This is a genomic window from Flaviramulus basaltis (assembly GCF_900114265.1).
Lineage (GTDB): Bacteria > Bacteroidota > Bacteroidia > Flavobacteriales > Flavobacteriaceae > Flaviramulus > Flaviramulus basaltis.
On sequence record NZ_FPKV01000004.1, the window covers coordinates 248,401 to 272,042 of the forward strand.

Consider the following 23,642-nt stretch of genomic DNA (forward strand, 5'->3'; position numbering starts at 1 on the left):
CTAGTTTTCTAAAACCGTTCGCATGGCTTTTGCTTTAACAAGGCATTCCTCATACTCTTGTAAAGGATTACTTTTTGATGTAATAGCACCGCCAACAGAGTAAGAAACGTACTTTTTTGTTTCATTATAGAGTATACTTCTAATAACGACGTTAAAATCAAAATCGCCTTTTGGTGAAAAATACCCAACAGAACCAGAGTAGAGTCCGCGCTTTGTTTCTTCTAAATTTTCAATAATTTTCATTGCTGAAATTTTAGGAGCACCCGTCATGCTTCCCATTGGGAATGTACTTTTTATGACATCAACAGGATGTGTGGTTTCTTTAATTTTTGAAGTCACGGTCGATATCATTTGATGCACTTGGTCAAACGTATAAATCTTGCATAACTCCTCAACCTTTATACTTCCTTTTATAGCTGTTTTAGATAGATCGTTTCGCACCAAATCTACAATCATAATATTCTCACTACGCTCCTTTTCATCATTTAATAAATTTGATTTTAGCAACTCATCTTCTTCTAAATTACTTGATCGTTTTGCAGTACCTTTTATAGGTTGTGAAATAATGGTTTCTTTTTCCTTTTTTAAATAACGCTCTGGTGAAGCCGATAATAAATACTTATCGTAATACTTAAAAAACGTAGCAAAAGGCGGGTTTGAAATCGCATTAAGTTTAGTATAAGTTTCTAATGGGTTTATATCTGTATCTTCAGCATAAAACTCCTGACAAAAATTAGCTTCATAAATATCACCTCTGTGTATATGAGCCAACATATTATTCACTTTTTCGAAGTATTCATCTTTGTGAATGCGAAGTTTTATTTTAATATCATTTGATTGGTTACTACTTTGTAATTCATCGTAATTATTAATCTTTTTTAAATCATCTTCAAGTTCATCTTTAACACCCTTTAAATATTGAATTTCAACTTGATTATCTTTTATTAAAAACAGCTTTTTAGGTTGAAAAAAATATAAATCTGGAAATCCTAAACCATCAAAATTACTGGACTTTAAATCTTCTACATCATTTTTTAAATCGTAGGTTAAATAACCAAAAATCCAATCGTTAGTAAGAGTTTGATATTCCTTTAATTTTTCAAAACTTTGGTAATAATCGGTTTGAATACTTGTAAAGGCATCAACCGCTAAAACGGCATCGTAATTAGCGTATTTTTGAGAGTAATTATTAGAATCTAACCAAACAACGTCATCAAATTGCTGCGCCCAAATCAGTAATTGATTTTTAAATAATTTGGTGTTTTTAAGACTATGAATATGTTTTGTTCTCAATAAAAAAGAATTTCGAAGCAAAGTTACTTAGAATACTTAAAAAATTAAGATTTTTGTACATTAGTTTAAATATACACCTAGCATGCATACATTACAAAATAGTAAACTTAAAATAACAGTTAAAAAAGCAGGAGCCGAACTTTGTGAAATTTCTTCAACAAAAAATAACACTCAATTTATGTGGCATGCAGATCCTGATATTTGGGGTAGTTATGCTCCCAATTTGTTTCCTATTATTGGCGCATTAAAAGAAGACACTTATAATTATGAAGGTGGAACATACTCGCTTCAAAAGCATGGTTTTACTAGACATAACAAAGACATTATTCTGCACGAACAAACTAAAAATAGTTTAACTTTTAAACTGGTTTACAATAATGCTTTATTAAAAATATATCCTTTTAAATTTGAATTTTATATTACTTACACACTTACAGATAATATGATAGAAGTTTTACACACCGTAAAAAACTGCGACACAAAACCTATATATTTTTCAGTTGGCGGACACCCTGCATTTAAATGCCCCGTTTTTAAAAATGAAAACTATGAAGATTATTTTTTAGAATTTGAACTTGTTGAAAACTCTAAAAATCATTTAATAAACATGGAAAATGGGCTTATTTCATCTAACACGAAAAACGTTTTTAATAATTCAAATAAAATCCATTTAAAGCATGATTTATTTAATGAAGATGCTTTAGTTTTTAAAGACATAAAATCTAGAAAAGTAAGTTTAAAAAGTGAACACCTTGGTAATATCTTAACAGTAAGTTACCCAGATTTTAAATATTTAGGTATTTGGGCAAAACCAAGTGGCGATTATGTTTGTATAGAACCATGGTTAGGCATTGCCGATAGTGAAACTACTAATCAAAACATAAAAGATAAAGAAGGGATTATAACATTAGAAGCTGGTAAAACCTTTAAAGCGGCATATACTATTGAAATTGATAATAGCCATTTATAGTAAAATAGAATAATAAGCTTAACTTTGCCAGCAAAATAGCACACTGTGACTTTTAACGACTTAAATTTAAATACGCCTCTTTACAACGCCTTAAACGATTTAGGGTTTACAACACCAACACCCATTCAAGCGGAAGCTTTTAATGTGGTGAGTTCTGGTAAAGACATGGTTGGTATAGCACAAACAGGTACTGGTAAAACCTTTGGTTATATGCTGCCTATTTTAAAAAATTTAAAATTTTCTACGCAAGAAAACCCGCGTGTTTTAGTTCTTGTACCTACACGAGAATTGGTCGTTCAAGTCGTTGAAGAGATTGAAAAGCTTTCAAAATATATAAACAATAGGGTTTTAGGTGTTTACGGTGGCACTAATATTAATACACAAAAAAAAGCTATAGCTGAAGGTATTGATATTTTAGTAGCAACACCTGGAAGGCTTTACGATTTAGCAGTAAGTCGTGTTTTACAATTAAAATCCATTCAAAAATTAGTGATTGATGAAGTTGATGTGATGCTAGATTTAGGCTTTAAACACCAACTTATTAACATTTTTGATATCCTTCCTCCAAAACGCCAAAACATTATGTTTTCGGCAACAATGACGCAAGATGTAGATGTTTTAATAAATGAGTTTTTTAAAAGTCCAGAACGCGTATCTATTGCTGTATCTGGAACACCGCTCGAAAACATTGAACAATCGCGTTACAATGTGCCTAATTTTTATACGAAAGTTAATCTGTTAACGCATATATTAAACGACACCGAAAAGTTTAATAAAGTTTTAATTTTTGTAGCTTATAAACGAATGGCAGACCGTTTGTTTGAGAAGTTAGACGAACATTTTAAAGAAGAATTATGCGTAATTCACTCCAATAAAACACAAAATTACCGTTTACGTAGCATTGAGCAATTTAGAGCAGGCGAAAACCGAATTTTAGTGGCTACCGATGTTATGGCACGTGGTTTAGATATTGATAATATATCGCATGTTATAAATTTTGATACACCAGATTACCCAGAAAACTACATGCATCGTATTGGTAGAACAGGTCGTGCAGAACGCAAAGGGGAAGCGCTTATTTTTTCTACTAAAAAAGAACAAGAAGCCATAGAGCGCATTGAAACATTAATGCAAATGCCAATTCCGTTTTTAGACATTCCTGAATCTGTTGAGATTTCTACAGAACTTATTGAAGAAGAACGTCCGCAAATAAAAGAACATTACAATCCTACTAAACTTAAAGATGAAGATGCTCCCGGACCAGCGTTTCATGACAAATCTGACAAAAACTCCAAAGAAAATTTAGGTGGTTCTTATAAATTTAAAATTGCTGCTAAGTACAAGAAGCCTAAAACAAGAGGCGATAAAAATTACAACAAACGGAATAAGAAATAGTAATAGCTATCATTAAGCTTATCGGTTCAAGAATTTATAAAAGAGTGCTAATTCAATCCATTTCTTTGTAGAGAATTCTATCTTTGCATTATGCAATCCAAAATCCTTTTTATTACGCCACCGTTTACTCAGTTAAACACCGCTTATCCGGCAACTGCTTATCTAAAAGGGTTTCTGGAAGAACATGAAATATCTGTTCATCATTGCGATTTAAGTATTGAGCTGTTTACGTCCATTTTTACTAGTGATTTTCTGCGTTCTGTATTTCAAGAAGCTGAGGAATTGGAGAATTATCATTATCCCGAGGTTTGTAAAATGAAAACCCAGTACATTTCAAGTGTTGATTTGGTTATTGGATTTCTTCAAAAACAGGATATTAAAACGGCAAACAAAATATTAGACCCTAATTTCTTACCACTAGGACATCGATTATCGAAAGTTAATACCAAAATAAAATGGGAACTTGGTGATGCTGGCGTTATAGACAAAGCAAAGCATCATGCCACACTTTTTATTGAAGAAATAGGCGATTTTATTCAAGCGAATGTTGATGAGTTTTTTGCATTTACGCGATATGCCGAACAAATTGCGACTTCAGCAAGTAGTTTTGATGATTTAGATGAATTTTTAAGTTACCAAGCTACCCTCATTGAAGAGAAAATGCTAGATATTCTAGTTGCTCAAATTGAAAACCATACGCCTAATTTAGTTTGCTTTACAATTCCTTTTCCAGGAAATTTATTTGCTGCTTTACGCTGTTCTCAGTTTATTAAACAGCTTTTTCCTAGCATTCATATAGCCTTTGGCGGAGGTTACTGTAACACAGAGTTACGCTCTCTTAAAGATTCAAGAATTTTTGAATTTGTCGATTTTATATCATTGGATGATGGTGAAGGTCCTTTACTAAAAATAGTTAACTATCTTGAAAATAAGGTTACTGTAAATGAACTGGAAAGAACCTTTGTACTAGAAAACAAACAAGTGGTTTACAAGGATAAAATTCCAAACACCATTTACCATCATAAAAACTTACCTGCACCAAATTATTCAGGATTACCGTTTAATAAATATGTGTCTTTTCTAGATGTTGTAAACCCCATGCACCGTATGTGGACGGATGCTAGATGGAATAAACTCACTATTTCTCATGGGTGTTATTGGAAACAATGTTCGTTTTGCGATGTGAGTTTAGATTATATTGGCAATTACCAAAATACGACAGCAGCCGATTTAGTAGATAAAATTGAGAAAATAATAAAAGACACAGGCATTACTGGTTTTCATTTTGTAGATGAAGCAGCTCCGCCTAAAATGTTAAGAGCTTTATCTTATGCATTAATTGAAAGAAACGTAACCATTTCTTGGTGGACGAACATTCGATTCGAGAAAACATTCGATTTTGAATTATGCGAGCTCATGGCAAAATCGGGATGTATTGCTGTAACGGGTGGTTTAGAAGTCGCCTCAGACAGATTATTATCTAAGATGAAAAAAGGCGTTGATATTGCACAAGTGACTAGAGTAACGCATCATTTTTCTGAAAACAACATCATGGTTCATGCGTATCTTATGTATGGATTTCCCACCGAAACAGAACAAGAAACTATAGACTCTCTCGAGGTTGTAAGGCAATTATTTGAGAAAAACTGTATTCAGTCTGCATTTTGGCACCAATTCACAACAACTATTCATAGTCCAATTGGTAAGAACCCAGAAGCATTTGGAATAAAAATAACTGGACCTGTTTTTGAAGGTTTTGCTCAAAACGATTTATATCACGAAGATTCTCAAGGAGCCGATCATACTAAATACACAAAAGGGTTAAACCTTGCATTACATAACTATTTAAATAAAGCAGGGTTTGAAGAAGCATTGCAAAACTGGTTCGACTTCCCTATTCCTCCAACCAAACATTCTAAAGACCTAATCGAAAGTTTTTTATCTGAAATTACTAGTCAAAAGGTAACACCAACTCAATTATAGTTGCCTTTAAAAAAGGGTTTAAATATAATACCAATAGATGCCAATTATTTGGAATAAGTTAATTGTTCTCTTACTATATTTATTTTTAAGGTCAGCTTTTTATATTCTAATAAATATAAAACCTAGTACTAAAATTAACATTAAGAATAACAAGTAATTAAACACTACAGCAAAAGTTACAAACTTTAGTTCTAAATGTTTATAAATAAGCAAATTACACTTTATTTAATAGTTGAAATCAGTGATTTATGTAAATCAATCCAATAAAGGTGTAATTAAATTTATAATTTTATAATTATCTTTAAAGTGTTTGGTTAGTAGTTAGTTAGTTAGAAAAATCCTTAAGAATATTCTAAACTAGCATTTTGAAAGCAGACTTAAATGTCTGCTTTTTTTTTGATTATTTATTTATCGATTTAAAAGATGTAGTTCATACTGAAAACATTTAATTATAGAGGAGTAAAAATTGCAAACGTTTCGCATATCTTAAAAAACTCATTTTAAATACCAATATAATCATAAAATAAAATTACCTTGCTTTAGATCTAATGTATAAATAGTATGCACACATTAGTATAGAATAGTACATATTATTAATATATAAGACAAATATACTATGAAAAAAAATGGCTTTGAAATGGAGAAAGCAATTCCCCATATTATTGTAGAAATCATAGAATATTTGCCTAATGCAGTGGTGAGTAAGACTATTATCAAAAAAATTAGTGGGAATATTACAGCTGTGTCATTTGACACTGGTGAAGAACTACCAGAAAAAATATCTCCTTTTGATACGTATATTCAAATTATAGATGGTACTGCGAATCTTACTATTAACAAAAAAGAATACCAACTAAGTCTTGGTGAAGGTCTTATTATTCCTGGTAACCAATCACACCACTTTACAGCCAACGAACAATTTAAGATGATATCAACCGTAATAAAAAGCGGTTATGAAGAATTTGATTAGTTATTGATTTTTAACCCATTATAATTTAAAAAATCTTATTTATTTAACTTTTATATGAAGTTTTAAACTTCACTTAATAAAATATTATTGTATCTTATACATACATATAAAAGACATTTAAAAAGTTATATACTAAAAAAAATCAATTTCAAATTTGAAAGCAAATTAAGCTTTATCGAAAAAAAATAAAACACACAATGTTTTTTGTGAGGTGCGGTAGCATTAAGAATTAAATAAGTTTAAAGTCTTCTTTTTAAAAGGTTTTTTAGTTAAATAGATATTCATCGTAATGTATAATTCCAAACTACTTCATAAACACATAACATTTTGTAATATAGTTGTAAACTCTCAAACAATTAATTACAATCAAAATAAAATTACAGGCATAATTTTAACCTCTAATCTATTAAAACTGTATATCCAATAAAAACTATCACATGAAACTATATATAAAGTATATGGTAAGTTTGAGATGTAAACTTTTGGTGAAGCAAGAGTTAGAAAGACTTGGCCTACATTATACTAGAATTGACCTTGGTGTGATTGAAATTTTAGAAACTATTAATGAACAAAAAAAGAGAGAATTAAAAAGTAATTTAGCAACTTCTGGTTTAGAATTACTTGATGATAAAAGGAACATTCTTATTGACAGAATAAAAAATGTTATTATAGAAATGATTCATTATACAGATGAAGTGCCAAAAGTGAACTATTCCGAATATATAAGTGAAAAACTTAGCTATGACTACACATATCTTTCCAACTTATTTTCTGAGGTTAAAGGAATAACTATACAACATTTCATTATAAAACATAAGATTGAAAGAGCCAAGGAACTTATACTTTATGACCAATTAAATCTCACCGAAATATCTCATATATTACATTACAGCAGTGTTGGTCATTTATCTTATCAATTTAAAAAAGTAACAGGACATACGCCTTCTTACTATAAAAAAATAGGAAAGAAAAGAAAGAATAATTTAGAAAACCTTTAACAACAGTTATTGATTAAACTGCGCTTAAACTAAAAAAACGAATCATTTAGTAAACAATTCTTTTTTAACATAATCAAAATCTGTGATTTATGTAAATCTATCCAATAAGTATGTAAATTAATTTATTATTTCTTAATTACCTTTATATCAAATAATTAAGTCTAATTAATTTAAGGGAAATTAATTAGTTAAGAGAGAGTCCAAATGAGGAACCTTTAATCTTATTTGGTTTTAAAAAGAAAAAGCAGATTCTAAACTCTGCTTTTTCTTATTTTATAAATATTTGTTCTATTTAAATCCTTTTTTAATTGTGCAGATGTTTTTCTCTTCTTATATATAACTTTTAGAATTATATAGCCTTATTTCAAGAAAGGTAAATATTGCGAACAAGGTGTTTATATATTACTTGTTATTGTTTTAAACACATAAAAAATAAATAGAAAATCCTAAAGAGTTTTTGCTAATTAAATTTAAATATTAAAAATAAGAATTTACATCAAACTTATAAATACATTTAAACACTTGTAAAAAAAACACTTAAAAGAGATTTCTACTTTACAGAAAGGTCTAAACATTAAACTTTTGTTAACTATAAATTATAGTTAAATTCTAATAAAGTAATTCATAAATTTGCAATATGAAAACACTATCTATTTACTTAATTGCTCTATTATTTATAACACCTAAAACCGTAGATACTTCTTATGATTTTTGGGGTGCAACTGGGCATCGTGTTGTTGGAAAAATTGCCGACGACTATTTATGTGGAAAAGCTAAAAGGGAAGTTAAAAAACTTTTAAAAAGACAATCTTTAGCCTTTGTTTCTACATTTGCAGATGAAATAAAATCTGACAAACGTTATAACGAGTTTTATACGTGGCATTACATAAACATGCCTTTTGATGAAAACTACGAAACCTCTAAAAAGAACCCTAAAGGTGATTTAGTAACGGGTATAGAATTTTGTAAAAGTGTTATAAAAGATGAAAATGCAACCGATGATGATAAAGGCTTTTATTTAAAGCTTTTAATACACTTAGTTGGCGATTTACACCAACCTATGCATATTGGTTTAGAAGAAGATAAAGGTGGTAACGATTTTAAAGTACAATGGTTTTATAAAGATTCTAATTTACATCGTGTATGGGATTCTGAAATGATTGAAGATTTTGATATGAGTTATAACGAACTAGCCGAAAACGCTGATGTTTTAACAAAAAAACAAGTAAAAGCTATACAAGAAGGTAGTGTTGTAGATTGGGTAAACGAAACACATGAGTTATCTAAACTGGTTTACAAATCGGCAACACCAGACGAAAATTTAAGATATAAATACTCTTACGACAATTTTAAAACGGTTAGAAGCCAATTACAAATTGCTGGAATTAGGCTAGCTAAAGTTTTAAATGATTTGTTTTAAAAAGAAAAAAAAATAGTATTAAAAAAGAAAAAGCGATTTAAGTTAAAACTTAAATCGCTTTTTTACATTGCTATTAATACTTAGTACAATTAACCTTTTCCCTTATAAAGAGTTATAAAATACTTTGTTTAAAATTTTAACAACAACTATTTAAAATTTACGCTATTAATAAACCATACCATGCGGATTGATAACGAATTTTTTAGCAACACCACTATCAAAATCTGCATAGCCTTGTGGACCTTCGTCTAAAGTAATCACTTGCACATTTACAGCATCAGCAATTTTAATTTTATCATGCATAATAGCTTGCATCAAATTTCGGTTGTATTCCATAACTGGAGCTTGACCTGTATGAAAATGATGAGATTTTGCCCATCCTAAACCAAAACGAACACTTAAGCTTCCTTCTTTGGCTGCTTCAGTTTTTGCTCCTGGATCTCCAGTTACATATAATCCTGGAATACCAATACCACCACCAGCTCTTGTAACCGTCATCGCATCATTTAATACGGTTGCTGGTTGTTCTTCTGCATTAGCGCCATGTCCTTTAGCTTCAAAACCAACACAATCTACCGTACAATCTACTTCAGGAATACCTAAAATTTGTTCTATTTGCTGGCCTAAAGTCGCGTCTTTTCTTAAATCGACCGTTTCACAACCAAAACTTCTGGCTTGTGCCAAACGTTCTGGAATCATATCGCCAACAATTACAACTGCGGCACCTAATAAATGACAAGATGCTGCACAAGCTAACCCAACTGGTCCTGCACCTGCAACATAAACGGTAGATCCTGGTTTAACGCCCGCTGTAACAGCTCCATGATAACCTGTTGGAAGTATATCTGATAATAACGTTAGGTCTCTAATTTTTTCCATAGCGGCATCCTTGTTAGGAATTTTCAATAAATTGAAATCTGCATAAGGCACCATAACGTATTCCGATTGTCCTCCAATCCATCCGCCCATATCAACGTAACCATAAGCTGCTCCTGGTCTGGCATCATTTACGTTTTCACAAATACCGGTTTGTTGTTCTTTACAGTTTCTACAACGACCGCAAGCAATGTTAAATGGCACTGACACTAAATCGCCAATATCCATAAATTCTACATCTCTTCCTTTTTCTATAACTGTACCTGTAATTTCATGACCTAAAATAAGTCCTGAAGGCGCTGTTGTTCTCCCTCGAACCATGTGCTGATCGCTACCACATATATTAGTTGCAACCACTTTTAAAATAACGCCATGATGACACTTTCTATCACCCAAAGCAAGCTTAGGGTAACTTATATCTTGTACTTCTACTACACCTGGTTTGATGTAGACAATTCCTCTATTTGTTGCCATTTTTTTAAATTTTAAAGTTGTTAAAAAAGGGCTATTCAAATGTGAATAACCCTATTGAATAATTTCATGAATTTAGATGGCAGACGCACCAGCTTCTGCAACGGTGTGGTCGTTTTCTACCGAACTTCCACTTACTCCAATAGCTCCAATAATATCGCCTGCTGCGTTTTTAATTGGAACACCTCCTGGGAATGTAATAAGTCCGTTATTTGAATGTTCTATATTGTATAATGAACCTCCTGGTTGAGATAAACCTCCAATTATTCCTGTATTCATATCAAAATAACGAGCTGTTTTCGCTTTTTTAATAGATATGTCTAATGAGCCTAACCAAGCGCCATCCATACGACCAAAAGCGACTAAATTTGCTCCTGCATCTACAACAGCAATATTCATTTTTGTATCAATTTCAATAGATTTTGCTTTTGCTACGCTTATTATTTTTTCTGCTTGTGATAATGTAATATTCATAATTTCCTATTTAGTTTTTTTAATTATGATATAAAATTACGAGGAGAGTTACTTTTTATAGTTATCAATACAGGTCAAGAACTATTGAAAAAAGGTCAACTTTAGAGCTAAAGTATAAGAGATGAATTATTTGGAAATTTGGCTTGGATTAAATCCGAATTTATTTTTGAAGGCAACACTAAAATTTGAAAGATTATTATAACCAAAATCAAAATAGATATCTGAAGGTTTGAATTCGCCTTGTTCTAAAATTTTTTTTGCTTTTTCAAGTCGTTTATCTTTTAACCATTTTCCAGGAGAATCTTTATACTCGCTTATAAAATACCGTTTAAAAGTCGATAAACTCATATTACATAAAAAGGCTATTTCCTCTAGTTTTAAGTTGGAATGTATTTTGCTTTCAATAATTTTTTTGAAAGTTGAAGTTTCGTTAACAATTAATGATTGAAGATAGAGTTCAAAAGTACTGCCGTATTTATTAATTAAATAAAGCAACAGTTCTTCAAATTTTACAGCAAGTAAATTTTCTATTGAAGCTTTTGGAACCTCACTTATAGCCGATAATGAATTTAAATATGAAGTAATATATGCATCATTCCGAATTATAAAATATGGAATTTCTTCCTTTACTATCTGCTTGTTTTTTGAGTGCTTTTCTAAAAATTCGTTTAATATCTTTTCAGAAAAAAAGAAGAGTTTACAGTAATATATAGCATTTGTATCTAATAACTCCGTCCATAGCCAATTTCCTTTTTTAAGTACTAATGATTGCTCTTTATTCACAGCAACAGATGTTCCTGCAAAGTGCACATGCTTTTTGCCAACTTGTAAAAAGCTAAACATATTCATTCCTAAATTTACCTTTCCTTTAACAACATCACTCGTCATTTTATAATCGTAAACGAATAAGTCGGGACTCTTTTTCTTGTCCTTTATGTAAATTTCTGGAATGTTTTCAATTGGCATATAAATTTTTTAGGTTTAATTAATGCTAATGTGTATTCTTAGTTGTGTAGTTAAGCAACTAATTTATAAAAATGGAACGAACCTGAGAAAATTCTGAAGCAATTTCCATGTAGGCTAGAAACAATTAATTATCAAGTTGCTACCCAATATTTTTTATTCCGTTACAGAGCTCCAATTCTCTCCTGTTTTTATTCGGTAAAGTTGCATTTCGGAAATGCCGAATTGTTTAGCAATCATTTTTAGTCGTGTTCTTCGGTTTGGGTCATTTATTTTTCGTTTTATGAGTTTTACTTTTGTTTCTGTCAGTTTTGTATTCCACGGTCTTTTACGTACAATATTTTTGAATTCAGGATTACTGAACTGATGAATTTCCTTTTCTTTTTTTGTTGCCCATTTAAGGTTTTCAATTCGATTGTCGGTTTTGTCATAATTTATGTGAATTACACAAATACCATCTTTCTTTTCAAGAAAATGCTCTGCAACAAGTTTATGCACATATCTACTTGTTAATTTTCCATTCTTTTTTTGTTTGAGAGGTAAATTTTGATAACCGTTTATATAGTATTGTTTTACTAGGAATTCATTTTCGGTTTTACAGTTTATAACTCTTCCATAATTTGATATTTTGAACTTTTCATTTTCAGAAATATTGTCATCAAATTCTACTTCTTTCCATTTTTCATTCCAATAATTTCGTATCATTTTTATTTTTTTTAATGTTGGGTAACACCAGTATATATAAGATTTCTATAATTAGATTATTATAGGCTAAACTAGTTTTTTTTTACATAATGAGTCAACAGATAATATAATAAATTACTTTGAAATAATAAATAAAATAGCGATTTAAGTTAAAACCTAAATCGCCACTTTTTATAATCGTTATTAAACTTAATTATTTCATTTTTCTAATACTGAATAACTGTTTTTCCAATAGTTTTTCCAGATTCTTGCATTCTGTGAGCTTCTTTAAGGTTTTCAGCCGTAAATCCTTTTAAAGTAGTTGTTAATGTGGATTTAAGTGTTCCATCATCCAATAAATCTGAAATATGATTTAAAATTTGATGTTGTCTTTCCATATCGTCGGTCGCAAACATAGAACGTGTGTACATTAATTCCCAATAAAAAGTAACACTCTTGCTTTTTAATATATTTAAATTTAGTGGTTTGCTACTTGCTGTTATAGAAACGATATGACCTTGAGGTTTTATAATTTCTGCCATAGTTTCCCAATAGCCTTCTAAATCGACAAAATCCATAATATAATTAACTTGGCTATGTCCTATTTTTTCAAGTTCTTCTTTTAAATTATGATGATTTACAACAAAGTCTGCACCCATATCTTTACACCATTGTATAGAATCTGGACGAGAAGCAGTTGCAATAACAGTAAGGTTTCCTATTTTTTTAGCTAATTGAATAGCTATCGAACCAACTCCTCCTGCACCAGCTAAAAACAAAACAGTTTTTCCTTTATCTTTTTCTGGATTTATTTTAACACGCTCAAAAAGAGACTCATAAGCTGTTAATCCTGTTAGCGGCATTGCTGCAGATTCTGCAATACTTAAATTTTTAGGTTTACGTCCTACAATACGCTCATCAATTAATTGGTATTCTGCATTGCTTCCACTTTTAGTAAGATCTCCTGCATAAAACACCTCATCACCTACTTTAAATTTTGATGTTTTATCTCCAACAGCTTCCACTACTCCAACGGCATCCCAACCAATAACTTTTGGTGTTTCTAAAACAGTGTCTTTTGCAGCACTCTCTCTAATCTTATAATCTACTGGGTTAACTGAAATTGCTGAAATTTTAACCAACAAATCATATTCTGAAGGCATTGGTATTTCTGTTTCAAACTCAATAAAACTGTTTTCTTCTGTAATTGGTAATGATTCTTTGAATCCTATTGCTTTCATTCTTTCTTGAATTTATATTTAATAATTTATACTATAATTTTTATAGTAGCAAAAATAAGTATAGTTTTGTTGTTAGACAATAACGGTCAAAAAGGATAGTCGTTTTTTTACTTTAAAAAGAAGTATATGCATACAATAAAAGGTAAGCAATACCCCTGTTGCACAAGTGTTACCATGGGTATTATTGGAGGAAAATGGAAAACAGTTATTTTATTTCATCTTATAGAAAAACCTTTAAGGTATAATGAATTAAAAAAACAAATTGATGGTGTTACAGAACGCACATTAAGTTTACAGCTTAAAACTTTGGAAGAAGATGGCGTTGTTAAACGAAAAGTATACACTTCAAAACCACCTTTAAAAGTTGTGTATTCGCTAACCGATTTTGGAAAAACACTTATACCTCTTTTAAAATCTATTGCAGATTGGGGAAATTTTGTTGTTGAGAATTATGCAGAAACTAATAGTTAATGGTTTATAAACAAAAAAATCCCCTTTCAAATTAATGAAAAGGGATTGCTGTAATGATGTAGAGAGGCTTTCTGTAAACAGAAATTAACCAACCAAATTTTAACCCTAACTTAAAGTTAATCCTGAATACTTACTTGACTCTCTACAATATCTTTAATGGGTACTATTAATTTTCCTTTTTCAGTTTTTAAAGTAACTGTTATACCATCTATAGATTCCACTTCACCTTTAATATTATTAAACTCTATTTTCTGTCCTATTTCATATGTTTTTCTAGTATAAAAAGTTCTTAACAAATCGCCTACTACTTTTTGAGCTCCTAAACCTAAAGCTAAAGCAAATGCTAACAAAAAAGCGGAAAGAATTAAAGTGAGGTTACTAGTAATAATCTCGGTATCGACTCCAGCTTGATTTAATGCCGTTATAGAAACAAATATTAGTATTAGAAAAAACACGACTTGACTTATCAATTTTGCTCCTGATAAATCCATAGATTCAAAAAATGATTTTAAGCCCTTTTTTATAACGTTAGCTAAAACTAATCCTATCGTAAATATGACTAAAGCAGCAAATAATCTTGGTAAATAACCTAGCAGGTTACTAATTTGCTCAGATATCATGTGTAATTTCATAATATCTGCAGCCATAATAATTAGCATGATATACATAATCCATTTCACGAAGTTTGAAACAATCTTGATCGTATCAAAGTTTAGCTTTTTACCTTCAATAATCTCAATTTCGTTTAATGTATCATCTAATTTATTCGCCTTAGCTAATTTTAAAGCCTTTTTTATAATTCTAACTACTACTTTAGTTAATAGCCAACCAATAACTAAGACTATTAAGGTTCCTATAATGCTTGGAAATATTTTTGTTATCTCAAACCACATTGATTTTAAAGATTCCATGGCAATGTCTTTCCATTCTGTTGCTTTTTCCATGATTTTATATTTGTTAGGGTCTATTTTTATTTTTTGTCTTTTCTACTTTTCATTACTGTTTCAATAATATCTCCAATATTATATGAAAATAAGGCAGCTAATTCCATTATGAGTTTTGCCATGGCAATATCATTCATAACCTTAGACTTAAGTTCTTGTGGAACTTCTTTAAGTGGTTGGTTTATATGTTTGAAGGGATTCTCCATTAGTTATGACTTTCATTATAAACAATTACAAGCTTATCTTTTGCACGTTTAATTCTCATTTTAACAGCACTTTCGCCAATATCTAAAACACTTTCAATTTCTTTAATTGATAAATTATCTTGATATTTTAATAGCAAAATCATTTTCTCATCTGGCGAAATAAGCTCTAAAGCTTCTTTCAATTTATCTACCTTCATGTTTAGAAAACTATTATCGTCTTCATCTTCAGAAAGGTTTTCTATATCTGTATAATCTACAGATTGTTTTTCAATTTTTTTAGCCGTATTTCTTGTTACATAATTTACACAATGGTTGTATGTAAATGCATATAACCATGTTGAAAATTTAGACTTGCCTTTAAAACTAGCTAATTTAACAAAGAGTTTTAAAAACACATCTTGTGTTAAATCTTTAGCTTCATCTTCATCTTTTGCAAAACCATAACACTTATTATAAACTAGCATAGAATACCTATCATATAAGATCTCAAAAAGCAATGTATCATTATTACTTACTATGGATTTTATCAGATCTTCGTCTGTTTGTTTATTAATTTTATTGAGGGTTTCCAAATGTAGCTTCTTGCTAGTTTAGTTATTGATATTTTTAAGACACATAAGTTTTTAAAAAGTCACTATTTTTTTCTTTTTTAATTTAAGAAAATAAAACTAAAGAAAAGTCAACTCTAGTAAATAAAAATTTAACTACATTGTAAATAATTAATTATTTAGAAATCAACATCTTACAAAATGAATAAAATAATTATATCATTAGTAATCCTAAATCTATTTTTTTCTTGTAAAAAACAAAAAGAACAACCAGCCGATTTTATTGCAATTGAAACTGCCTCATCAAAATATGGTTGTGTGCCACCTATAACAGATGCATCATGGTATAAACAAGATAATATTGCACCTCTTTTAGATGGTTATGATGTTATAAACTATCCTATTACCACTAAAGACACTTTAGTACAACGTTATTTTAATCAAGGTATGGCTTTGGCTTATGCCTTTAATCATGCCGAAGCTGCGCGTTCATTTTATTATGCAACAAAGTTAGATCCAACTTGTGCTATGGCATTTTTTGGTTTCGCTTATGTTTTAGGTCCAAACTATAATGCTGGAATGGAACCCGATAATTATGAACGTGCTTATGCTGCTATTAAAAAAGCACAATCACTTTCTGCTAATACTACTGAAAAAGAAAAGCAATTTATTGATGTTATGGCATTACGGTATGCACCAGAACCTCCTGAAGATAGAAGCGAATTAGACATACAATATTCCAATGCTTTAAGTGAACTTTATAAAAAACATCCTGAAGATTCTGAAATAGCTGTGCTTTACGCAGAATCTATGATGAATTTGCATCCTTGGGACTTGTTTAATAAAAAAGGTGAAGCACAACCTTGGACACCAAAAATAATTTCGCTACTTGAAAGTACTATTGAAAAACATCCCAAACACCCTGGAGCACATCATTTTTATATTCATGCGGTTGAAATGTCTAACACACCCGAAAGATCTGATGCTTCAGCAAAATTATTTGATGATGGTTTAGTTCCTGGTTCTGGTCATTTACTGCACATGCCATCACACACTTATATTAGAACGGGCGAATACCACAAAGGCACATTAGCAAATATCGCTGCGGTTAAAGCAGATAGTACTTATGTTAGTAATTGTCATGCACAAGGCGCTTATCCTTTAGGGTATTACCCACATAATTACCATTTTATGGCAGCTACTGCAGCTCTTGAAGGGAATAAACATTGGGCTATGATTGGTGCTAATAAAGTTTCTGAACATGTATATCCAGATATGATGAAAGAACCAGGTTGGGGGACTTTACAACATTATTATACGATACCTTATTATGTGGCGGTTAAATTTAAAATGTGGGATGAGATTTTAAATATCAAATTAGACACTTATGATTTAGACTATGTTAAAGCCGTTAGACATTATGTAGAAGGTATGGCTTATTTGGGGAAAAATGATTTAGATAAAGCTAAAGCAGAATTATCTGCCCTCGAAATATTATCCAAAAATGAAGCTTTAAAAGAAGTAACTATTTGGGAAATAAACACAGTTTACGATTTAGTACAAATTGCTAAAAAAGTTTTAAAAGCTGAAATTTTAGCCTATGAAAAAGATTATACAGCAAGTATTGCTATTTTAAGAGAAGCCATAGTGATGGAAGATGCTTTAAATTATAACGAACCGCCAGATTGGTTTTTTTCAGTACGCCATAACTTAGGAAAAATACTTACACAAAATGGCCAAGAAAAAGAGGCTATAATATTATATGAAGAAGATTTAAAAAATTACCCAAATAATGGTTGGGCACTTCATGGTATAAAAATAGCTTATGAAGCTTTAAATGATAAAGTGAACACCCAACTTTATAACAATCGTTTTAAAGAAAGTTGGGTATATGCTGATATTGAATTATAAATATGATTTTTTTAGCAAACCAGATTATTGTTTCTTTTTAAGATCTTCTACTTTATTTTTATAATAATCCATATCACTTAATTCATAAGCTTTAACCGCAAATTTTAACGCATTAACATAGTCTTTTTTAGCATCGTAATAACCTGAAAGAGAATCGTATGCATTTGCACTATTTGGGAAATATTCAATTGCCAGTTCAAAATACATTTTTGCTTTTTCATACTGTTCCATATCCATATTCATATATCCAGACATATTTAATAGTTCTTCAGGATAAGGAGACACTTGATATCCAAAATGATTTTCAAGTTTCATTTCGCGGTATTTTATTATTTCTAAAAGCGTTTCCTTTGAAGTATCAAATGAATTTATTTTATCTGTGTTCTCCATTTGAAACCACTCAAAAATTGATATTAAGCCATCCATAATTGAAGGGTAAGCAATAGTACCATGTATATCTTTTGGATAAAATTTCCAACTAAAATCCAATCCGTTTTGGCTGTTTTTCTTAATTAAATTTGAAAACGAAATATTAGAACGGGCAAATATGGTAAAATCCGTTTCATCCTGCATAACGTTATCTATAGTAATATCTGAATTTTGCATATGTAATTGTCCGCTTAATGACAAAAACAAAGACATCCCTTTATAATTTTTATTTGCAAAGGTTTCTTCTGCTTGCTTTAATAATTTTTGTTTGTCCCAATCTAAACTTGGGTCTATTGCTAAATAATTAGCAAATAAATCAGGATGATTAATTAAACTGTAAATGGTAAATAATCCGCCATAAGAATGCCCTATTAAAGTTCTGTAATTTGTTACTGGATATTTATCTTCAACAAAAGGAATAAGCTGTTCTTCAATAAATTTAATAAAATTTGCTGCCTCACCATTTTCTTCATTAAAAGGCATTCCATATTTAGTTTTTATATGCGATGGTGTTAAATCTCTAGTTCTATTTTTATCATTAGAAACACCTATAAGTACCATCTCTGGTATAAATCCTCCACTGTAAAAATCAAGCATATTACTTACAGTTGGCAAAAATATTTCACCATCTAAAATATAAGCTACAGGGTATTTCCTGTTTTCATTTTCATTATAACTATTGGGAAGTTGAACATAAATTGTTCGAGTTTCATTTAAAATTTCTGATTTTAAACTATCTAAAACACCAACGTTATGTAAAAACCGATGCCCATTTGACTGGGCATCAATTGATTGATTGATGAAAATAGTAACTATTAAAATTACTAATATTTTTAATCTATATTTCATATAAACAGACTTTGTTATTCGGTTACCTCATCGGCTTTATTAAGCCATCTTAATATTAAAATACCAAGTCTTGCTATTATAAATGAAAATAAACCAAAGGTTGCTGTTAAAAGCGACACTTTAAGTCCGCCAGCAAAAATTTCAGGACTTGGACTTCCCATGGCTTCAACAGAATCGAAAGCTGTAATTAATCCAATAACAGAACCTAAAAAACCCAAAACTAAACCCAATAAGCTTGAATCTGTAGTTAATCTAATATACTTTTTTGAAAGTTGTTCGTTTTTTTTCATATTGATGAAACCCATAATTATAAAGAATAAGGATAATAATAAACATATTAGTATTAAAGACATAAACAATGGTCCGCCTTCGTTAAAACGATCTACAAATGGGTTAGAAATTAATAATTGTTTTGAGAATAAAGAAAATAACATTGAATTCATAATTGATGGTTTTTAATTAAACATATTCAAACTTACTAACTCTTTTTACTTAAAAATTTAAATTGCGACCAATTACCAAATTAGCGCAGGAATTAACAACTTTGCAAAATCCGTTCTTAAACTGGTTATTCGTCTACAAAACAATAAATCCACATAAAAATATATTATTATTGTATGAATACATTATAAATGCTCTCTAAAAAGTTTATTATAAATAAAATAGGTCATGCGTTTTTACACGTCATTTTTTGGCTTGGTGTATTACTATTTTACACCTATCTTTTTGGTGCAGACAGCAAAACTTTTAACGACACTTTTATATTTGCGTTTTTTTTAATGCCAGTAACGATAGCAGTCTCTTACGTTTCTATCTATAAATTAATTCCCAATTATTTAATTAAAAAGCAGTATGCTCTATTTGCTTTGTACAGTATTTATGCCTTTATTATTTCGGCTTATTTAGTCATGGTTTCTATATTTTTTAGTTTGATTTTTGTGTCAGATTTTGAATATGCACAAATGGCACCTGCTACAAAAAACATGTTATTTATTATAACTGCTGTGTATTTAGTAACTTTTATAGTGAGTGCTTTTAAACTGCTAAAACTTAACTTAAAAAACACCGAACAAAACAATTTACTTAAAACTAAAATTTTAGATACACAATTGAAATTGAAAGAGCAGGAATTGAATTATTTAAAAATGCAAATTCATCCACACTTCTTGTTTAACACCTTAAATACCATGTATGGCTTTGCTTTAAAGAAAGCAGAAGAAACACCAGAAATGATTTTAAAACTGTCTAATTTATTAGACTATCTGTTGTATCAAGCAGATAAACCTTTTGTGCTTTTAACTGAAGAAATCGCTCATATTAAAGATTACATTGCTTTAGAAGAATTACGATTTAACGATACTTTAAAAATTACTTTTAAAACAAATAATATTGATGACACTCAAAAAATCGCACCAATGTTATTACTGCCTTTTGTAGAAAATAGCTTTAAACATGGTGTGATACATAAAGGTGTTTTAAATGTTGATATTGATTTGGTTTGCGAAACCAATAAAATTAATTTTTCAATAATAAATACCAGTAAAAAACCCGATACCACAAGCCGTGGCATAGGCTTAGAAAACATAAAAAAACGATTGGATTTATTGTACCCAAACCAATATGCAATAAAAATTGATAATGAAGCGTCTAGTTTTAAAGTTGAATTAATTTTAAATATTTGAAAAATAACACATCCATATCGTGCTTAATTGTTGATGACGAAATTATTGCAAGAGAAGTTATTGCAACCCACTTATCTAAAATTAGCAACATCAATGTTGTTGCAAGTTGTAGCAATGCTTTGGAAGCTTTTAATTGGATAAATAGCAATAAAATAGATCTTGTATTTTTAGATATAAATATGCCTGAAATCTCAGGGATTTCGTTTGCGAAATCCATTAACAAAGACATTAAAATTATTTTCACAACTGCATATCGCGATTATGCTGTAGAAGGTTTTGAACTTAAAGCGGTAGATTATTTGTTAAAACCCATTGCTTTTGAGCGTTTATTAAAAGCGGTAAACACCTATTTTGAAACACTACAGAATACTGAAAAGCATCTTGAAATAAACACAGAAACTAACGACTTTATTTTTGTGCGTTCCGATAGAAAAATGATTAAAATTGACTTTGATACGATTGTGTATATTGAAAGTTTTAGTGATTATCTTAAAATTCATCTTTTAAATGAAACTATAGTAACTCGAGAAACTATTAGCGCTATTGAAGCAAAACTTTCTAAGCAAAATTTTATAAGAATACATCGATCATACATAATATCTGTGACTCATATAAATTCGTTTACAAACGAGCATATCACTATTTTTAATAAGGCTTTACCTATAAGTAGAAGTTATAAAAAAGAAGTTTTGAAACAGTTGGAGCAATATTGATTTTATAATGAATTTTGTTTACACTTATTGGTTGTTATAAAGGGCGTTTGTGTTAATGCTTTTTCAGTATTTTAACAATTCTATTATTTATGATTTCTGATAAATTCCAATTGTACAATTTAGGATCGGTTGTGCTATAGAACTCTATAACAACAGCATCAAGTTCTTTATAGTATTTGCAGAAACTCTGGTACCCAGGAACCCAACCTCCATGCTCATAATTGTAAATGGAAGTATATATTTCCTGCTCTCCCTCTTTAAACAATGACCCATCGTTTAATGCTCTTACGAAAGTACCCACGTCTTCTGCAGTGGCTAACATGCCGTGGTCGTCCTTCTTTAAATCATAAGGGTATCCTACATGATAGCCGCTCATCACATCGTCTATATTTACTTCGCTTAGCGAACCAAAAGTATTGTTAAGATTTAGTGGCATTAGTATTTCTTCCTTAATAAATTCAAAGTTATTATAACCTAGCTCATTATCCATTATCTTATTAATTAACAGATAGTTTGTATTGCAATACTCATAGTCTTCACCCGGTTCAAAATTGGCTGGCTTATCCAGAATTAATGCAAGACTTTCTTCATAGGTCTTCGTTGGAGCTGCCCAAAAATTGAAAGTATCCGTAAAATTTGGAATACCACTTCTATGCTGTATCATCAACCTTAAGGTGATTTTCTCAGCGTTTTCAATTCTTCCTAAAAGTTCAGGCAAATAATCTGCAATAGTTTTATCTAGAGAAAGTCGCCCATCACTCACTAATTTAGTAACAGCCACAGCATCATATAACTTACTAATGCTAGCAAGCTTAAAAAGTGCGTTAGGTTTGGCAGGTATCTTAGATTCTCGATTATGCCAACCAGAAGCAAAATACTGAGGTGGTTTACCCGCTTGGTCTACATAAACAATCATTCCGTCAAATCCATGTCCAATGGCTTCATCTAGTTGTTCTTGAACCGTATCCGGTAATGGAAGTATCCACGCCTTTACCAAAAGCCAAGGAACAAAATATAAAGAGATTACTGTTCCAACAAGCAGTATAATTCTAATTATTTGTTTTGATTTTTTTTTAGTCATTCTATTTTAAGCAGGATGTTTCTCAAATTAGTCACAACGGCATGCATATATTTTAATGATTTTTATCAGACAATAAGCGAATTTAGTTTTTTAAAGTTTAAAAATCAATAAGTTAAACGCTAGAGACTAATAAATTTATTAACATTATAACAAAAAAAGCAAATCAAAATGACTCGCTTTTTATTATAATATTTCCGTATTAATTACAGATTTGTAAACTATCTATTCAAACGTATAATTTGCTTTTACAACTTCAGTTAACCTAAAATATCCAAAAGCATAGTAATCTGGATTACTAGGGTTTGTACAATTACCTCTTAAAGCCACTGGTGTTGTACTAAAGGGATCACCAACACTTTCGTACTGCTCTATTAACAAACGGATGTAATTATAGAATGGCTCAGAAACTCCATAGAACTCAATATCTACAACATCTCCAACTTCAAATTCTTCTTGATTAATATCTTCATCTTCTTCTCTTTCATAGAAAATAGTCATTTGATTTCCATTTGTAAATTCGTCAGAAATATCAAATAATTCAGGCAAAATATCACCTTCTTTTTGAAATTTTAAGAAATAAAAATTCTCTTCATCTTCAGGGTCATCAAACAACACATTAACTTCTAAAACGTCACTATCAAAGCCATCTTCTCTAGTTTGTGTTATCTCTGCGATATCTACAACCGGTACAAAAGTTTCGTGAGCAATATACGTTTCTCCGTCGTTAATAACCTCTAGGGTGTAAGCTTCATTTAACACAGGAATAAAGCTAGAGTTTATATAATTTCCATCGTTTTGGTCTATAAAAACAAATTCTGTATCATCTGCATCATTCGTGATTTTTACTGAAGCACCTGTTACTATATTATTTGTTGTTGAAGAAAAATAAGGCACAGATGTACTTAATTTTATTAACTGCTCATTACCTGTTGTTCCTTTTTCCCATTCAATGGTTGCTTCAATAACTAATCGTGGTTCTGAAGTAGGAACATCTACATCTATAACATCTGTACAGGATGTAAATATGATTGTAAATAATATGATTAGACTTTTAAAATATATTTTCATTT

General features: G+C 30.1%; 23 protein-coding genes. 10 read left to right on the forward strand and 13 right to left on the reverse strand.

What is annotated here, in order from left to right; translation table 11 throughout:
- Window positions 1-1,293, reverse strand: a complete 1,293-nt coding sequence (pabB, locus tag BT151_RS16155; RefSeq protein ID WP_072403392.1) for an aminodeoxychorismate synthase component I — start codon at window positions 1,291-1,293, stop codon at window positions 1-3.
- Between the two features lie 82 nt (window positions 1,294-1,375).
- Here pabB and BT151_RS16160 point away from each other — a divergent pair, with 82 nt between their 5' ends.
- The 6 genes from BT151_RS16160 (at window position 1,376) to BT151_RS16185 (ending at window position 9,029) form a co-directional block, all read left to right on the forward strand.
- Complete coding sequence (locus tag BT151_RS16160) at window positions 1,376-2,263, forward strand: aldose 1-epimerase family protein (RefSeq protein ID WP_072403393.1); 888 nt, start codon at window positions 1,376-1,378, stop codon at window positions 2,261-2,263.
- A gap of 45 nt (window positions 2,264-2,308) precedes the next feature.
- Window positions 2,309-3,658, forward strand: coding sequence for a DEAD/DEAH box helicase (locus BT151_RS16165; RefSeq protein ID WP_072403394.1), 1,350 nt, complete (start codon window positions 2,309-2,311; stop codon window positions 3,656-3,658).
- A gap of 90 nt (window positions 3,659-3,748) precedes the next feature.
- Window positions 3,749-5,641: a B12-binding domain-containing radical SAM protein gene (locus BT151_RS16170; RefSeq protein WP_072403395.1), complete on the forward strand. Its 1,893-nt coding sequence runs from the start codon at window positions 3,749-3,751 to the stop codon at window positions 5,639-5,641.
- 616 nt (window positions 5,642-6,257) lie between these two features.
- Window positions 6,258-6,611 carry a cupin domain-containing protein gene (locus BT151_RS16175; RefSeq protein ID WP_072403396.1) on the forward strand — a complete coding sequence of 118 codons (354 nt, stop codon included), beginning with the start codon at window positions 6,258-6,260 and terminating at the stop codon, window positions 6,609-6,611.
- A 437-nt stretch (window positions 6,612-7,048) separates the two neighbouring features.
- Window positions 7,049-7,609: a helix-turn-helix domain-containing protein gene (locus BT151_RS16180; protein WP_072403397.1), complete on the forward strand. Its 561-nt coding sequence runs from the start codon at window positions 7,049-7,051 to the stop codon at window positions 7,607-7,609.
- 637 nt (window positions 7,610-8,246) lie between these two features.
- Window positions 8,247-9,029 (forward strand): S1/P1 nuclease, encoded by a 783-nt coding sequence (locus tag BT151_RS16185; RefSeq protein ID WP_072403398.1) that lies wholly within the window; start codon window positions 8,247-8,249, stop codon window positions 9,027-9,029.
- A gap of 165 nt (window positions 9,030-9,194) precedes the next feature.
- On the opposite strand, the gene fdhA is transcribed toward BT151_RS16185, so the two are convergent.
- From fdhA to BT151_RS16210, 5 genes are all read right to left on the reverse strand, one after another.
- Window positions 9,195-10,379, reverse strand: coding sequence for a formaldehyde dehydrogenase, glutathione-independent (gene fdhA, locus BT151_RS16190; RefSeq protein ID WP_072403399.1), 1,185 nt, complete (start codon window positions 10,377-10,379; stop codon window positions 9,195-9,197).
- A gap of 72 nt (window positions 10,380-10,451) precedes the next feature.
- A complete protein-coding gene (locus BT151_RS16195) occupies window positions 10,452-10,850 on the reverse strand; it encodes a GlcG/HbpS family heme-binding protein (protein WP_072403400.1) in 399 nt (132 codons plus the stop codon).
- A 126-nt stretch (window positions 10,851-10,976) separates the two neighbouring features.
- A complete protein-coding gene (locus tag BT151_RS16200; RefSeq protein WP_072403401.1) occupies window positions 10,977-11,816 on the reverse strand; it encodes a helix-turn-helix domain-containing protein in 840 nt (279 codons plus the stop codon).
- A 153-nt stretch (window positions 11,817-11,969) separates the two neighbouring features.
- Window positions 11,970-12,518 carry an HNH endonuclease gene (locus BT151_RS16205; protein WP_072403402.1) on the reverse strand — a complete coding sequence of 183 codons (549 nt, stop codon included), beginning with the start codon at window positions 12,516-12,518 and terminating at the stop codon, window positions 11,970-11,972.
- 206 nt (window positions 12,519-12,724) lie between these two features.
- Complete coding sequence (locus BT151_RS16210; RefSeq protein WP_072403403.1) at window positions 12,725-13,738, reverse strand: zinc-binding alcohol dehydrogenase family protein; 1,014 nt, start codon at window positions 13,736-13,738, stop codon at window positions 12,725-12,727.
- A gap of 126 nt (window positions 13,739-13,864) precedes the next feature.
- Here BT151_RS16210 and BT151_RS16215 point away from each other — a divergent pair, with 126 nt between their 5' ends.
- Window positions 13,865-14,209 (forward strand): winged helix-turn-helix transcriptional regulator, encoded by a 345-nt coding sequence (locus BT151_RS16215; protein WP_072403404.1) that lies wholly within the window; start codon window positions 13,865-13,867, stop codon window positions 14,207-14,209.
- A 116-nt stretch (window positions 14,210-14,325) separates the two neighbouring features.
- Here BT151_RS16215 and BT151_RS16220 read toward each other — a convergent pair whose 3' ends face one another.
- From BT151_RS16220 to BT151_RS16230, 3 genes are read right to left on the reverse strand one after another with little or no spacing between them, the layout of a single operon-like run.
- Entirely contained in the window at window positions 14,326-15,153 is an 828-nt protein-coding gene (locus BT151_RS16220; RefSeq protein WP_072403405.1) for a mechanosensitive ion channel family protein, read from the reverse strand.
- A gap of 26 nt (window positions 15,154-15,179) precedes the next feature.
- Complete coding sequence (locus BT151_RS16225) at window positions 15,180-15,359, reverse strand: hypothetical protein (RefSeq protein ID WP_072403406.1); 180 nt, start codon at window positions 15,357-15,359, stop codon at window positions 15,180-15,182.
- Window positions 15,359-15,931 carry an RNA polymerase sigma factor gene (locus tag BT151_RS16230; protein WP_072403407.1) on the reverse strand — a complete coding sequence of 191 codons (573 nt, stop codon included), beginning with the start codon at window positions 15,929-15,931 and terminating at the stop codon, window positions 15,359-15,361. The genes BT151_RS16225 and BT151_RS16230 overlap by 1 nt, the downstream gene beginning before the upstream one ends.
- 177 nt (window positions 15,932-16,108) lie before the next feature.
- On the opposite strand from BT151_RS16230, the gene BT151_RS16235 reads away from it, so the two are divergent.
- Window positions 16,109-17,818 carry a tetratricopeptide repeat protein gene (locus tag BT151_RS16235; RefSeq protein ID WP_072403408.1) on the forward strand — a complete coding sequence of 570 codons (1,710 nt, stop codon included), beginning with the start codon at window positions 16,109-16,111 and terminating at the stop codon, window positions 17,816-17,818.
- A 24-nt stretch (window positions 17,819-17,842) separates the two neighbouring features.
- Here the strand turns inward: BT151_RS16235 and BT151_RS16240 are convergent, their stop codons facing one another.
- Window positions 17,843-19,096, reverse strand: a complete 1,254-nt coding sequence (locus tag BT151_RS16240) for an alpha/beta hydrolase-fold protein (protein ID WP_072403409.1) — start codon at window positions 19,094-19,096, stop codon at window positions 17,843-17,845.
- Between the two features lie 14 nt (window positions 19,097-19,110).
- Window positions 19,111-19,539: a MotA/TolQ/ExbB proton channel family protein gene (locus BT151_RS16245; protein WP_245794893.1), complete on the reverse strand. Its 429-nt coding sequence runs from the start codon at window positions 19,537-19,539 to the stop codon at window positions 19,111-19,113.
- A 189-nt stretch (window positions 19,540-19,728) separates the two neighbouring features.
- Between BT151_RS16245 and BT151_RS16250 the strand changes: the two genes are divergently transcribed.
- Together BT151_RS16250 and BT151_RS16255 are read left to right on the forward strand one after the other, a co-directional pair.
- Window positions 19,729-20,778, forward strand: a complete 1,050-nt coding sequence (locus BT151_RS16250) for a sensor histidine kinase (RefSeq protein WP_072403410.1) — start codon at window positions 19,729-19,731, stop codon at window positions 20,776-20,778.
- Window positions 20,775-21,491 (forward strand): LytR/AlgR family response regulator transcription factor, encoded by a 717-nt coding sequence (locus tag BT151_RS16255; RefSeq protein WP_072403411.1) that lies wholly within the window; start codon window positions 20,775-20,777, stop codon window positions 21,489-21,491. The genes BT151_RS16250 and BT151_RS16255 overlap by 4 nt, the downstream gene beginning before the upstream one ends.
- Before the next feature lie 52 nt (window positions 21,492-21,543).
- On the opposite strand, the gene BT151_RS16260 is transcribed toward BT151_RS16255, so the two are convergent.
- Both BT151_RS16260 and BT151_RS16265 read right to left on the reverse strand, forming a co-directional pair.
- The gene (locus tag BT151_RS16260) at window positions 21,544-22,572 is read right to left on the reverse strand and encodes a serine hydrolase domain-containing protein (RefSeq protein WP_072403412.1); all 1,029 of its coding nucleotides are present in this window, start codon (window positions 22,570-22,572) and stop codon (window positions 21,544-21,546) included.
- A 222-nt stretch (window positions 22,573-22,794) separates the two neighbouring features.
- Window positions 22,795-23,640 carry a DUF4249 domain-containing protein gene (locus BT151_RS16265; protein WP_072403413.1) on the reverse strand — a complete coding sequence of 282 codons (846 nt, stop codon included), beginning with the start codon at window positions 23,638-23,640 and terminating at the stop codon, window positions 22,795-22,797.
- Window positions 23,641-23,642 lie beyond the last annotated feature (2 nt).